This window comes from Staphylococcus sp. FSL W8-0271 (assembly GCF_038006605.1).
GTDB lineage: Bacteria > Bacillota > Bacilli > Staphylococcales > Staphylococcaceae > Staphylococcus > Staphylococcus cohnii.
The window spans coordinates 68,958-84,155 of sequence record NZ_JBBOVM010000001.1; the positions used below are offsets into that span (position 1 = coordinate 68,958).

At 31.9% G+C, this 15,198-nt stretch carries 11 protein-coding genes and 2 pseudogenes; 9 read left to right on the forward strand and 4 right to left on the reverse strand.

What is annotated here, in order from left to right; all coding sequences use genetic code 11:
• Positions 1 to 338: 338 nt before the first annotated feature.
• Both NST87_RS00285 and NST87_RS00290 read right to left on the reverse strand, forming a co-directional pair.
• Positions 339 to 1,175 (reverse strand): trypsin-like serine peptidase, encoded by an 837-nt coding sequence (locus NST87_RS00285; RefSeq protein WP_391538250.1) that lies wholly within the window; start codon positions 1,173 to 1,175, stop codon positions 339 to 341.
• Between the two features lie 73 nt (positions 1,176 to 1,248).
• Positions 1,249 to 2,145 (reverse strand): hypothetical protein, encoded by an 897-nt coding sequence (locus NST87_RS00290; protein ID WP_230620721.1) that lies wholly within the window; start codon positions 2,143 to 2,145, stop codon positions 1,249 to 1,251.
• A 482-nt stretch (positions 2,146 to 2,627) separates the two neighbouring features.
• Here NST87_RS00290 and NST87_RS00295 point away from each other — a divergent pair, with 482 nt between their 5' ends.
• The 9 genes from NST87_RS00295 to NST87_RS00335 all read left to right on the forward strand — a co-directional run bounded on the left by NST87_RS00295 (position 2,628) and on the right by NST87_RS00335 (position 10,941).
• On the forward strand, positions 2,628 to 4,103 hold the full coding sequence (locus NST87_RS00295) for a DUF6038 family protein (protein ID WP_040030480.1): 1,476 nt from the start codon (positions 2,628 to 2,630) through the stop codon (positions 4,101 to 4,103).
• Positions 4,104 to 4,331: 228 nt separating this feature from the next.
• On the forward strand, positions 4,332 to 5,435 hold the full coding sequence (locus NST87_RS00300) for a hypothetical protein (RefSeq protein WP_340721144.1): 1,104 nt from the start codon (positions 4,332 to 4,334) through the stop codon (positions 5,433 to 5,435).
• Positions 5,428 to 5,796: a hypothetical protein gene (locus NST87_RS00305; RefSeq protein WP_040030493.1), complete on the forward strand. Its 369-nt coding sequence runs from the start codon at positions 5,428 to 5,430 to the stop codon at positions 5,794 to 5,796. The genes NST87_RS00300 and NST87_RS00305 overlap by 8 nt, the downstream gene beginning before the upstream one ends.
• Positions 5,796 to 7,439, forward strand: coding sequence for a DUF5906 domain-containing protein (locus tag NST87_RS00310; protein WP_340721146.1), 1,644 nt, complete (start codon positions 5,796 to 5,798; stop codon positions 7,437 to 7,439). The genes NST87_RS00305 and NST87_RS00310 overlap by 1 nt, the downstream gene beginning before the upstream one ends.
• Positions 7,440 to 7,663: 224 nt before the next feature.
• Entirely contained in the window at positions 7,664 to 9,340 is a 1,677-nt protein-coding gene (ccrC, locus tag NST87_RS00315) for a cassette chromosome recombinase CcrC (protein ID WP_040030483.1), read from the forward strand.
• A 105-nt stretch (positions 9,341 to 9,445) separates the two neighbouring features.
• Positions 9,446 to 9,784: an SAUGI family uracil-DNA glycosylase inhibitor gene (locus NST87_RS00320; RefSeq protein ID WP_040030484.1), complete on the forward strand. Its 339-nt coding sequence runs from the start codon at positions 9,446 to 9,448 to the stop codon at positions 9,782 to 9,784.
• A gap of 92 nt (positions 9,785 to 9,876) precedes the next feature.
• The gene (locus tag NST87_RS00325) at positions 9,877 to 10,188 is read left to right on the forward strand and encodes a DUF960 family protein (RefSeq protein ID WP_040030485.1); all 312 of its coding nucleotides are present in this window, start codon (positions 9,877 to 9,879) and stop codon (positions 10,186 to 10,188) included.
• A 14-nt stretch (positions 10,189 to 10,202) separates the two neighbouring features.
• Positions 10,203 to 10,706, forward strand: a complete 504-nt coding sequence (locus tag NST87_RS00330; protein ID WP_040030486.1) for a DUF1643 domain-containing protein — start codon at positions 10,203 to 10,205, stop codon at positions 10,704 to 10,706.
• 13 nt (positions 10,707 to 10,719) lie between these two features.
• Positions 10,720 to 10,941, forward strand: a complete 222-nt coding sequence (locus NST87_RS00335) for a hypothetical protein (RefSeq protein WP_040030487.1) — start codon at positions 10,720 to 10,722, stop codon at positions 10,939 to 10,941.
• Positions 10,942 to 11,010: 69 nt separating this feature from the next.
• Here the strand turns inward: NST87_RS00335 and NST87_RS00340 are convergent.
• Both NST87_RS00340 and NST87_RS00345 read right to left on the reverse strand, forming a co-directional pair.
• A pseudogene (locus tag NST87_RS00340) lies at positions 11,011 to 14,129 on the reverse strand (type I restriction endonuclease subunit R).
• Positions 14,113 to 15,063, reverse strand: a pseudogene (locus NST87_RS00345) (restriction endonuclease subunit S); the annotation flags it as partial. The pseudogenes NST87_RS00345 and NST87_RS00340, both read right to left, overlap by 17 nt.
• Positions 15,064 to 15,198 lie beyond the last annotated feature (135 nt).

The window sequence follows — 15,198 nt, forward strand, 5'->3', positions numbered from 1 at the left end:
ATAAAACTTAATTGTAATTTACATATGAAAGTAAATAAAAGATAATCGCATCTGTGACAAAAGATAAACAGATTGAAAGAAAATTTATTCCAGAAATTAAGTCAAACTTATCCTAAGAAGAATGATGTAATATTCAAATTACAGAAACCGTAGAAAAATTCAAACTAAAAAAATAAGTTGCGAACAATGTACATTAATTTCTTAAACGAAAATAATATTTTTTATGCAAAATTATTTATTACGAAGATTAACCAATGTCTTATATATAAGGAAAACCAGATGAAATCTTCTATTGAGATTTCATCTGGTTTTGTTACATGCTAGATATAATGATTTAGTTATTTTGAGTGAGATAATACATAATTTCTAGCGTAACCCACTAATGCTTCTCCTCCTGCGACTTCTTGTTTCGCATATGAATCTGTTGAACCACCTCTAAGATTGTAACCATAGGTTCTTAATCCATATACTTGATAATTTCCATTTACCATTGGTGAACCAGAGGCACCTGAACGGAATTTATCTTTTGTTTGAATTTCAGTTTTATTGGAAGAAAATTGTAAAAATTTCAATTTATTTCTATAAGCTAATGTATTATCATCACGTGTGCCATTGAATTGCCATGGATAACCTAAAGAGTATAAATTGTCTTTAAACTTCAAATTTTTAATTTGTGACTCTGAGGCCAAGTTTAATGGTTGCGTATATTTAGACATTTTTTCTTTCGTGTGTATAATGGCAATATCTGAAGAAGGGACTTTTATTATTTTTGATGCATGGAAAGTGTAAGGGATTTTTCTACCATCACGATTCATATGAAAAACGATATCTTTTGGTGAAGCACTATGTCCATTACTTCGATCAATTACATGAGCATTTGTCAATACAGTATAGTCATCAATCACAAATCCGGTCCCCATACTGTCTTTACCGTAGCCTTTCCATCCATCATTATTTCGAATACGGCCGACCGCTTTATACTTTGTTTTATTTGCATAATTATATCTTTGAATAGTAACGTCTTTATTATTAATTTGCTTTGCTTTTTTTAAAGCATTACTATCATTTGGCGACTGCAAACCATTATAATAATAATTTCCAACCGCATGTGATTCACCGCTAACTACTACACTTAAGACAATAACTGTAATAAAACAAATAATACCTTTAATTATATTATTCAAATAAATACCCCTTTACATGTTGAAATTTAAAAATTATATGCCTTACTTATTGGTGTTTAATATTTTATTCAGGATCACCATTTTCATCATATTTTGTTACATTACCGTCTTCGTCTATAATATAGGATCCTGCAAGATCTCCATTTTTATCAGTGAAAGAGAATCCCCATTCTCCGTTATCACTTTGTTCAGGTTCTTTATAACTATATTTTGAAGTATCTAAAGTATGCCCTTCATAGTCTTCCACTTTATCTATAACATTATCTCTTGTAACTTCCTCACTGCTATCGTCACTATCATTATCATCGGTGTTATCATCACTGTCACTATCGTTCGTCCCCATCTCTCCATACCCACTTGTTTCTGAAATAACATTTTCCCAATCACTTATTTGGCTTTGTGAAAGGTCTTGAAGTTTAACTGTTTTAGGATGAGTGAGAATACGATTAGATTCACGTTCCGTATATTCATCTTCAATCCAACCTTTATCTTGAAAATGACTTGGAACATCGTAAACAGTTACTGTACCATCGTTATTATCTTGATACACTACTTGTCCAGCCGCTGTTGGTGTGGCTGATAATCTTTGAGTACCGTTTGGAAATTTGGCTGAAGCACTTTTATTATATGGATTTAGAGCCTTACCAGAAACATCTTCGTGATTGATTTCGGTATTTGAAGGGTCTACAGAGCCTCCGTTGTCTTCTATGACTGAAACCCAAACTTTAGCATAATGTGCATTCGAACTCGTACTTTCATTATTATTATTATCATTATTGGATGAAGAAGATGAGTCATTATTTGACGTCTGGTTGTCATTCTTTTTCTTATTATCGTTAGATTGAGCACTTTCTTTTGATTCTTTGGAACCATCGTTTGATCCAGTATTAATATTAATATCACATGCTGATAAAAACATTGTTGCTAAGAGTGCACTACCAACCATATATTTTAATTTCACAAAAATCCTCCTTTGGAAATAATAAATTCTATTAATTATTATACATAAAAAATTGCGGAGCATCATATTTATTTTCAATTCAACAAAATAAAAATTAATAATTAGTTGTGAGTTACGTATTTGGTTAGGGTTAACGGGAAATATTATTTTGATAGAATTGATAACGGAAATAGTGAAATATGTTTGAATATTAACCAAGTATCTTATGGTATGAGTTGGAAATAAAAACTATAGAAAATGCTTTTCCTAAAAATAAGTTTCACACCTAGGAACCTACAAATGAAAAGAAATATATAATTCATGATGCTATAATCAAAGTATGGTTTTAAAAGGACAAATGTAGTTGAATTTTGGATTATTGGTTTAAATAATAACTATAGGGAGCTACAACCAAAAGTTAAAGGTTTGCAAATGATTTGAAGAATGAAAAACTAATGCCGTACACCTATAATTTATTAAATTTAAAAAAGGAGCCAATATTTATGTCATCAGATGATATTGTAAAAACACTATACTCAAAAGAAGATATACGTACAGAATTAGGATTCACTTCATATAAATTTAATAAAAATATGAATATGATTATAAAATTATTTAAAATTGATATGAAAAAATTTCATGACTATAAAGGTCAAGATAGGAACAATCAATATACATTTAATGGTGTCGCAAAAGAGTTAATAAAAGTACTATTAAAAAGTGTTGATTATTACCCAGTAGATATCACATCCAAAGGGTTTAAACAAAATGGAAAAATTAAAAAAGAAATGATTGATAATATTGATACTTCTAGTTACATGAAGTATATTCATCAATTAATGAAATCAATTAATGAAATTCAATACAAGAGATTAGTTTCACATATACATATGAAAGATGTGTATCAAAATACTAAAGTATGGCTAAGTGTAGGTGAATCCATTAATAAAAAAGAACAAGAGCTATACCAATATATGTCAACATTATCATTACATAAAAGAATTGAACTACAAAATGAGGTATTAAAATCTATAGATGAAACGATTTTTCAATTTATGGCAAAAGAACAAAGAATGAACCAAATTGAGGAAAAAAATGAATTGGAAACGTATATAAAAGCGATAAGAGAAGATAGGAATCCAAAAAATGATTATGAATTGAATCATCTTTTATACGAGGAGAGTCAATTGCCTGTTGCTAGCCTAATTAAAGATGAATGGGACTATGATGAAACAGAACATATTAAACTTGATTGGTTGATTGCAGATATGTTGAAACGTTCACAAAGAGCTGATGGTAAATTTAAAGAAAGTCTAGATAAGAAAAGTAAATTCAGAAAAAATATCCATAAAGAATCCATTAAGAATATATCCAAGCTTATTGATCATGAATTGATAAAAACCAACCGTAAATGGGATATATTATCTTTTTATAAAAAGTATCAGTTTTGGAGTAATGTCAAACTGAATCGAGATATCCCAAAATACAATGTTTTATATTACAAAAATGATACTTTAAATATTGAAAATCAAAGCAACATTATTAAGAAAATCAAAACGATCGAGGTGAATTTAGAAGATGCTAATAAACAACCGAACTATTTAAACTACTTTTTACAAGCCAAATTTGATTTAGAGAGACTAGAAAGTGAATTGATGAAATACAGCATGAACCCAACATATATAGATAAGATTAATGATGATTTTATAAGGTATGCTATCGAAGATGTACATAATGCAATTATTAAAATTGACAGATATATAAGCACTGATGCAGTGCAATTAAATTATTCAAATGCGCAAATGGTCGTAAGAAATGAAATAATGGAGCAAGGTAGTTATTTCGTAACACAAATATTGAATGCATTGTCAAAGGTAGAAGGATCTGATTTTCACTTTGGCAATTTTATAGTAGACCCTCTAGTGGAAAATTTTAGAAGGGCGATTAGACAACCCAAATTTTTATCGAAAACAAAATAGATTCATTTATATGTGAATTAAGAGAAATGGAAGCAGTAAAATTATTTTTCCAACCCAACAACCGTTGTTATAACAGTGGTTGTTGGGTTTTTTATTTTTGCTTTTTTTTCAGATACTCAGATATTTTTTTAACTAGATTTGCTAAATTAAACATTGTCGAGGCCAAGACAAATAAAAATTTCAGTTGATGTGAGCGCGCCACTTTCAACCATAAAGGAGTAGATTCAAATGGAGACAAGACATAAAATAATGTCGCAGGTTCGAGGCAATAAAGCACAACAATGGTTAATGGACAAATCATCTAACCAAGATGACGTTCAACAATTACAACAACAATTCAGCCAGCAACTAGACCAACAATATAATGAACTTTTAGCTGATGAGCAAGCTAAATTGGACCAATACGTGGAAGTACACCAAGGATTGGAAGCATTAATGAAAGAGATTGAATCGGAACCTATTAAACTTAATATCGATAAATTACCGGGTATCAAAGCAACAATGCTTGAAAGAGCCAAGAATGATGAACATTCTGATAAGATCGAAAACCTATTTGATAGGTTAGAACAGGCATTAAATGGTACGAATCGATTATATACGCAATTATCGTTGATTGGTACACGAACACATCGAATTACAACTAAAAATTTTAATCTTCAAGGCTTACCTAAAGCAGTTCAACATACGATTTTACCTTCAAAATATAAGAAGGTGTATATAATCGATTTCAACTCATTTGACCCTTCGGTTGTTGGATACATGACGAAAGATTCTAAACTGATTGACTATTTGAATCATGAAGAAGGTTTATATGACGCATTACTAGAAGATTTATCACTGTCCAAAAAGGAGAAAAAGTTCGTTAAACGAGCATTTATTGGTGCGTTTCTATTTGGCGGCAACTTCGATAGCCCTAAATTCAAGCTGAAACAATATGTAAGTGAAGTGCAATGGTTGGATGCGGTCAACCAATTTACAAAAGTCATTGAACTTAAGAAACAAGTCGAAGAGCATAAAGCCATGCCTATGCCTTACGGCATTGAACATGATATGAGTGCATTTCAAGGTAGCAGTATCATGGCAATCTATGTACAAACTGTAGCGAGTTATATTTTTAAGCACATTCTGTTGGAAGTGTACAAAGCACAGTGCGAACAAAGAACGTTCAAAATTATCGTGCCCATACACGACGCGATTATGATTGAATGTGATGATAAAGAGACTGCACAGGACGTTGCTCAGCTAATGAAACGTACGGCTAACCAATTGTTCAATGATGAATTTGCGCATGTGACAGTGGAAGAACTGGGAGGTGAAGACCATGATGAATAATGATAGAGGCCAAAGCCTAAACATCCCAAGTAGTACTCCACTTAAAGAAAATAATATATATGTAGCTACGTTACATTCTGTGAGTGAAAAGGATTTCTCAGGTGAAGTAAAACACCAATTCAAGTATGAAATCGAAGTGAACAATCAGATTGTATATACGAATCGTAATATTTCAACAAAACCGAATGCTAATCAATTGTCGATTCATGATTGGCTAAAGTGTCATAGCAACTATAGCGTGGGTCACGAAACGTATGAACCTTACATTGACCGAAAGCATTTAATCTTTATGGGTCAATATAATGGTAATTATTATGTACACGATGTAGCACCATTAAATGAAACTGGAGGCATATTATAATGAAACATATATTCGAAATGTTAACTAAAATAATAAGTATGGCTAAGGAGGCAATCGACCGTCAAGGTTTGATTGCTATCCTAACCATGAGTATTGGCAATGATGATGAAATAGAAGAAACGGTACAAGGTGAAACAGTGTATAACGAACTTATCAATCAATTACAACTTAATATTCCTAAAGATACAGATTATCGACCTAACATCTATAGCTATTTTGGTATTAAGAAGAAACCAAGTGACACAATATTAATAGACATGATGATAAAAGTTTTTCATATCAAACGCTTCAATTCGGAACTGTATATATTCAAAATTAACGGTTGGCAAAAGCTAAGTGAAGACGAGTTAAAAGGATTTGTATCAAAAATGATACAAGTACTGTTAATCGGTTATACGCCTACGCAAAGTGTACTGAATAATGTGGCTGAAGGTCTACAAAAATCAACAGATGTAGAAGAACTTGTCGAGAACGAGCACTATATTGGTTGTGGTGAAAACATGTTCGATCTTAATACATTCAAAGTCGTTAAAAATTCAATCGATATTTTCCCGAAAACACGCTTAAAATTAGCGTTAGATAAAAATGATGAGATCGCTGACCAGATACCCAAACATTTCAATCAATATATGTTAGAACTTGCTAATTATGACAATGACTTACAATACTTTCTTTTTCAACATACAGCAGTGTTATTGACGGCTGATACTAAATACCGTCGAGGTCTCATATTATATGGTGGAGCTAAGAATGGAAAATCTGTATATATTGAACTAGTTAAATCATTTTTCTATAGCAAAGATATTGTGTCTAAGCCACTTAATGAGCTTGAAGGTCGTTTTGACAAAGAAAGTTTAATTGACAAAAGCCTGATGGCAAGTCATGAAATTGGGAAATCTAGGGTTCAAGAACAGATTGTAAATGATTTCAAAAAGTTATTATCTGTAGAATCAATGCATGTTGATCGTAAAGGGAAAACTCAAGTGGAAGTCACATTGGATTTGAAACTTGTTTTTGGTACAAATGCAGTACTTAATTTTCCTCCTGAACATGCGAAAGATTTAGAGCGTCGAATTAATGTTATTCCATGTGAGTATTATGTTGAAAAAGCGGATACTTCATTAATTGATAAACTCGAGAGTGAGAAGAAAGAAATTTTTCTTTATTTGATGCATGTGTATCAACAGATTGTAAAAGCAGATATCGAATATCTTGAAAATAATCGTGTCACTGAAATTACTCACGATTGGTTAAATTTTGGATATGAATTTGTTTCTAGCAGGTCCGCAAGTATTGCAAGTCAAAAAGACTGTATTAAGTTACTAAAAAAATTAATAAAAAATGAATCAGGGTCTCGTGTTTATTTACCTGAACTCAATAATGCTGTTAAACGAGAACTTAATATAAGCTCTCAAGTTATTAAGGATTTGGTTCAAGCTAACTTTAATGTACAAAGTAGACTAAATAATGGCTATAAATATTGGGTCGATTTAGGATGGAAAGAAACCGAAAAAAAGAATCTTCATAATAATTCAGGCAAAAATAATATCATTTCATTCGATAAGAGCGAAAATGTAACAAACGATGAATTCTTATACGAAGATGATTTGGACATAGGTTGGGAGGACTTTGACGATGAATAATGAACAAATTGAAGCATTTGTAGAAGTGCTTGTACCTCTTATAGAAGAGCGTATGAATAAAAGTAAGTAAGCTAATTATGTACTACAGGCTAATGCCTGTAGTACTCATATTATTAAGTGGCAAAAGTGATAAAAATGAAACGAAGTTATAAATATATATTATCCATGTGATGTTACAAGACCGATGGTCTGTAACAATAATCTAATAAAAGGAGCGATACGTTATGAGTAAGAAAATTGCACTGTATTCACGTGTAAGTACATCTGAACAGTCAGAACGTGGATATTCAATTCATGAACAAGAACAAGTGCTCATCAAAGAAGTTGTGAAAAATTATCCAGGTTATGACTATGAAACTTATATCGATTCTGGTATATCAGGTAAAAATATTGAAGGTCGACCAGCAATGAAACGCCTATTACAAGATGTTAAGGATAATAAAATCGAAATGGTGTTAAGTTGGAAATTGAATCGTATCTCACGATCAATGAGAGATGTGTTTAATATCATTCATGAATTCAAAGAACATGGCGTAGGGTATAAATCGATTTCTGAGAATATTGATACATCCAATGCCTCTGGAGAAGTACTCGTTACAATGTTTGGATTAATAGGATCCATCGAGCGTTCAACACTTATCAGTAACGTCAAAATGTCCATGAATGCCAAAGCACGTAGTGGAGAAGCAATAACTGGTCGAGTGCTCGGCTACAAATTATCACTTAACCCACTGACACAGAAAAATGATTTAGTTATTGATGAAAATGAAGCTAATATCGTACGTGAAATCTTCGATTTATACTTGAATCATAATAAAGGACTCAAAGCTATTACAACCGTACTGAATCAAAAGGGGTATCGTACCATTAATCAAAAGCCATTTTCAGTGTATGGGGTTAAATATATTTTGAATAATCCAGTCTATAAAGGCTATGTCAGATTCAATAACCATCAAAATTGGGCTGTTCAGCGAAGAAGTGGTAAAAGTGATAAAAATGATGTGATATTGGTCAAAGGGAAACATGAAGCCATTATAAGTGAAGCTATATTTGATCAAGTTCATGAGAAATTAGCCTCTAAAAGTTTTAAACCAGGTAGACCTATTGGTGGAGATTTCTACCTTCGTGGGCTCATTAAATGTCCAGAGTGTGGCAATAATATGGTATGTCGACGGACTTATTATAAAACGAAAAAGTCAAAAGAACGGACAATCAAACGCTATTACATTTGTTCCTTATTCAATCGTTCAGGGAGTTCTGCATGTCACAGTAATTCCATCAATGCAGAAGTCGTCGAGCGTGTAATTAATGTTCATTTGAATCGTATTCTGTCTCAACCAGATATTATTAAGCAGATTGCGTCAAATGTGATCGAAGAACTGAAACAAAAGCATAGTCATCAAGCAGAAATAAAATATGACACTGATAGCTTAGAAAAACAAAAAGCTAAGCTTAAATCACAACAAGAACGATTATTAGATTTGTATTTGGATGAGGAAATAGATAGCGACATATTGAAAGATAAACAAAGTCGAATGAACGAGCAGTTAGAAGCATTAGATCAACAAATTAAAGAAGCGCAACAAGCAAATCAATCCCAGGATGATATACCCAATTTTGATAAGTTAAAAGGACGACTCATTTTGATGATAACACGATTCAGTGTATATCTTAGAAAAGCCACACCCGAAGCTAAAAATCAACTTATGAAAATGTTAATTGACTCGATTGAAATTACGAAAGATAAACAAGTGAAAGTGGTACGATATAAAATTGATGAAAGTCTTATCCCTCAATCTTTGAAAAAAGATTGGGGGTCTTTTTTTATGCCCAAATTCCAATTCGAAATAGACGGTCGAAACAATTATTTTATCGACCAAATTACCACTTTTACCACTTAGCTTTTAGTGACAAAAGTGAGAGAAATGAAATAAAAATCAAATATATATTATCTAAATGATGTAACACATGCATACATCAATCAAACACATTAGGAGGTTATTATAATGACGCTAAGCAAACAACTTAAAACGTATATTACTGAACGATTTCAATTAAATCATCAAGAAACTTGGGCTTGTGAAATCGTAGACGCGGTGGCTGAAGATGTATTACCTGAAAAATATATTGAAAATAGTCCACTTAAACATAAAATTTTAAATACTTTTACCTATTACAATGATGAATTACATGAAATCAGCATTTATCCTTTTTTATGTTATCTAGATAAGGAATTAGTAGCAATAGGTTATTTAGATAATTTTGATTTAGACTTTATATTTTTAAATGATACTCATCAAATTATTATTGATGAACGCTACTTATTGCCAAAAGGAGGGAAGTAATATGAACTGGATCAAGGCTGCCCAATTATCCGTAACAGTCATCAACGAAATCATCGACATCATGAAAGAAAAGCAAAACGGAGGAAAATAGTATGAAAATCAATCGATATATTACAAGAGGTGTTAGTGAACATTTATCTCTAGACCTTCAAATATTACTTTGGCACATGGTAGAAGAAAAAGATAACCAGCCTCATACCGATTACCTACACATTTTCAAACTACAAGAAGATGATAATATGTTGTCAATTACACATGAACAAGAACAGCCACTATACAAATTGGAATATCACTATACAAACTATGTAAAAAGTCAAAATGCATTACCTAAGAAAGTCTACGTCATCCGAGAAGATGATGTAGACGTTTTTTATTATGTAATGCTTTTACCAGAAGAATACTAAAAGGAGTGACGTTGATGAATACAACCAAAAGTACGATACACACAGAAGCTATATTTAGCGATGATGAAAAACACCGCTACTTACTCAAAAAGACTTGGGATGAAAAGAAATCTGTTTGTACAGTGATAACGATGTATCCTCATTTAGATGGTGTATTATCACTCGATCTTACTACTGTTCTTATACTCAACCAATTAGCTAATTCTGAACAATATGGCGCTGTATATCTAGTGAATCTATTCTCTAATATTAAAACACCAGAGAACCTTAAACATATTAAAGAACCTTATGATAAACACACAGACATCCACTTGATGAAAGCGATTAGTGAAAGTGACACAGTGATTTTAGCCTATGGTGCTTATGCGAAGCGACCCGTTGTTGTCGAACGTGTTGAGCAAGTGATGGAAATGTTAAAACCTCATAAAAAGAAAGTAAAAAAGCTCATTAATCCAGTAACAGATGAAGTCATGCATCCACTCAATCCTAAAGCGCGTCAAAAATGGACACTAAAATAAAGGAGGATTATCTATGAACGATGACACTACACAGTCAGATTGGAAAACGATTGCTAGTTGTTTAGCATCACAAAATTATGTATCAATAGTAAAAGGTTTAGTACATCATTTCACAGCGATTGATGACGAGGAAATACTTGATAAAATCTATGATGATTTTATGAATGATGACTCTATAACAACGGTACTTAACAATGATTTTCAAAATATTATTAATCACTATTTAACAAAGTGAAATGCATATTTCAATAAAACTAGAGCACCCTTCACTTTGCGGTGAGGGATGCTCTTTTAGTTTATTTTTTTATTGGTTACTCGCCATAAGCTCTGCTTGTTCTACGATTTGCTCTACAGCCATTTTTTGTAAATCTGGTGGATAGCCATATTTTTTAAGCAATCGTCTAACAGCTACGCGCATTTTAGCTTTTGCGCTATCACGTTTAGACCAATCAACACTCATATTTTCTTTCACTGTTTTAGTTAGCTCATGAGCAATCGCACGTAGTTCTTTATCTTCCATCGCTTTTTTCGCTGTTTCATGTGAAACTAAAGCATCATAAAATGCGATTTCATCTGAATTTAAACCTAATTCATTTCCTCGTTGTTGTTCTTGTTTAATATCTTTAGCGAGTTGAATGAGTTCTTCAATCACTTTTGATGTTTCAATAGAACGGCTATTATATTTATTAATCGAATTTCCTAACATCTCAGAGAAACGCTTAGACACTGTCGCATTCGTTTTCATTAATGATTTGACTTGCCCTTTGAGTAATCGATTTAATAATTCTACCGCTACATTTTTTTGTTTCAATCCTTCGACATCTTTTAAGAAATCATCTGATAGGATTGATAAATCGGGTTGTTCAAGACCTAGCGTTTGATAAACGTCAATGACATCTTCAGTCACAACAGATTGTGACACAAGTTGATTAATTTCTGCTTCAACTTCTGCAGGCGTTTTACGTGTTTTTCCTTCTTTTGGCGGTTTTAATAATTTAACAAGTCCAGCTTTAACTGCTTTAAAGAAGGCAATCTCATCGTTGAGTTCTTGGGCTGTGGGTTCAGTCGCACAAAGAGCAAAAGCTTTCCCTAATTCTGTGACTGTTTTAATAAAACGTTGACGTTCATCTTCACCTAAACTAATTACATAATCCATCGTATTCGATATTGTATAATAACGTTCAGATTTTTTATCTGAATTAAATTTAGAATAATCAAGATTATATAACATATCTTGAATTACATCATACTTCAATAACATCAATTCAACCGCTTTATCCGTATCTATTGCCGTTTGAGCTTGATCAGATTCTGTATATTCTTTAAGTGCCTCTTTTAAACTTTCAGCGATACCTACATAATCGACAATTAAACCACCCGGTTTATCTTTAAACACTCGATTAACTCGAGCAATTGCTTGCATCAAATTATGTCCTTTCATCGGTTTATCAATATACATCGTATGCATAGAAGGGACATCAAACCCTGTGAGCCACATATCTCGAACAATCACAAGTTGTAATTCATCATTCACATCTTTCATACGTTTTTCTAACACATTACGACGTTTTTGGGACCAATATGTCTTTGGAAAGAAGCTGGATCACTAGATGAACCCGTCATTACCACTTTAATGACTCCTTTATCATCATCATCTGAATGCCATTCTGGTTTTAGACGAACGATTTCATCATATAAATCAACAGCAATTCGACGACTCATAGTCACAATCATTCCTTTACTTTTCATCGCTTGCTGACGTGTTTCAAAATGTTGGATGATGTCTTTGGCTAAGGCTTCAACACGAGGTTTTACGCCTGCTAAGGCTTCAATTCGTGACCATTTTGATTTTAAGCGTTGTTTTATATCCTCTTCTTGATCTTCTGTAATCTCATTATATGCTTCATCTAAGTCTAAATTTTGAGGTAAATTTAATGGAATTACACGACTTTCATAATAAATTTTAACCGTAATTCCATCAGCGACGGCTTGTGTCATATCATAAACATCGATATAGTTTCCAAAGACCATTTGCGTATTTTTATCCGTTGAAGCTACAGGTGTACCCGTAAATCCAACGAATGTTGCATTCGGTAAAGCATCTCTTAAATATTTAGCATAACCATATTTAATGCCTTCACCTTTATCATCATACTTTGCATTAAAGCCATATTGTGTACGATGTGCTTCATCTGCCATGACAATCACATTTTTACGTTCTGTTAGAGCAGCCATGGTCGTTTCATTTTGTTCTGGTTCAAACTTTTGCATTGTTGTAAATACAATACCGCCCGACTCAACAGATAATAATGATTTTAATTCTTTACGTGTTTCAGCTTGTTTTGGTGTTTGTCTTAATAATTCTTTACCAGATCGACCTTTCGATTTAACAAACGTACTGTACAGTTGGTTATCTAAGTCATTACGATCTGTTACGACGACTAAGGTAGGATTATTAAGCATTTGAAATAATTTTCCAGAGAAAAAGACCATAGTTAAACTTTTACCAGACCCTTGGGTATGCCAAATAACGCCTCCTTTTCCATCGCCTTGCCCAGATGAAGCTAATAAAGCTCTGTCAACCGCTTTATTAACGGCATAGTATTGATGATACGCTGCTAGAATTTTACTGATATGTCCTTTGTCATCATCTTGGAATAAGACAAAATATCGAATTAAATCAAGTAAAGTTTCTGGATTCAACATGCCATGTATGAGTATGTCTAAGCTAGATAAACTTGACGAAGATTCCATTTCTCCATCTTTAGAACGCCAAGTCATAAAACGATCATAATTTGCGGTTAGGGAACCCGCCTTTGTATTAATACCATAACTTGTAACAAGCACTTCATTAAATGTAAATAATTGTGGAATACGCATCTTATACGTTTCTAATTGATGATAACCGTCTTCGACGCCTACAGTTTCATTGGTTGAATTTTTAAGTTCAATGACAACGATAGGTAACCCATTGATAAAGAGTACAATATCGGGACGTTTTGTATAGTCTCCATTAACGACAGTGAATTGATTGACTGCTAAAAAATCATTGTTTTGTGGATGTTCAAAATCAACAATTTTAACAATTTCTACTACCGATTGTCCTTCGTCATCATAGTCTTCGATTTCAATACCATTAATCAAATTTTCATGAAAGGTAAGGTTATTTTCTAAAAGATTGGGCGACTTCTCTAAAATTAATTCATGTATCGCTTTTTCAATAAAACGAGGATGGATGTCTGAGTTGATTTTTCTTAATGCTTTCTCTAAACGTTCATGAAGGACAACCTCTTTATCACTTTTACGTTCTGGCGCTAGACCTGTCATACTAATCTCATTACCTTTTTTATAATCGTAGCCTAGTGATTGTAACCATTCTAATACGACTTGTTCTAAATCATCTTCATTAAATTGAAAGTTCATCATTATTCACCTCCATATCATCAGGTATTTCTAATTCTCCAGACATGAGTTTAGGAAGAAGAGTATCTCGTAATTGAGTTAATTTACCAATTTCTGATCTTAATATTTTCATTTCTTCCATATATGGAATGATTATTTTAGAGTATTTTTTTACAATACTATCTTCAACTGCTAATTTATAATTAACAGCTATTGTTGGTTTTACTCTCTGTCTACTATTTGTTGAACCGGTAGTATTAGCTTTTAAATAATCTATAAATTGAGAATTAAGACATATATTATATATGAATGAATTAATCTTATTATTAGGAGATTCCATTACAACAAATTCTGATGAAGCAACATTTAATTTTTTATTATCTATTACAGGTAACCAAATCCTTTTAGTATTAGGATTCATTTTTGAAAATAATACGCAATTGTTATTAATAATCCATTTATTACTTTTTATTTTATTGACTTCTTCTTCTATAGCTTGTTCTTCATTATCATAAGCAGGTAAACTAAAATGTTTAACTGTTACTTCTTCACTCTTTTTAGGATTAAAAGTTTCCTTTTTATGACTTGCTATATCTTTTAATTTATAGATTTTCCAACTGTCTGGTATCTTACCTAACTCACTATCAATCATTTCTCCACCGCTAGATTTATAAGGATTACCATTTTTATCTGGAAATTCAAAATCTACAAACCAGCGTTTGAATAGAGTTTGTGACAGTTCTTCAAGGTTTGCTATTAATTTATCATTTGTATTTATTTTATTTTCAATATTTACTATTAAATCTCCAATTTTATCTTGGATATTTTTTTCTGGGATGTTTAAAATAACTGACTCTAAATTTTTTTTACTTAATTTTGGCTGCACTGTCCCTGTTAAGTAACCACTAATATCCATTGAGTTAATTAAATATAAAATATAATAAATATTAAAGTTTTCTTTTACACTTAAAATGTGGGCGTGGTTATTGACCCAAAATTTATTTTTTGCAATAGTTGCTATATTATTTTTTCGTGATCTAAGATTTTCTCCATCGATATGCACCTTATTTTTAATGAAATATTTGCTTCT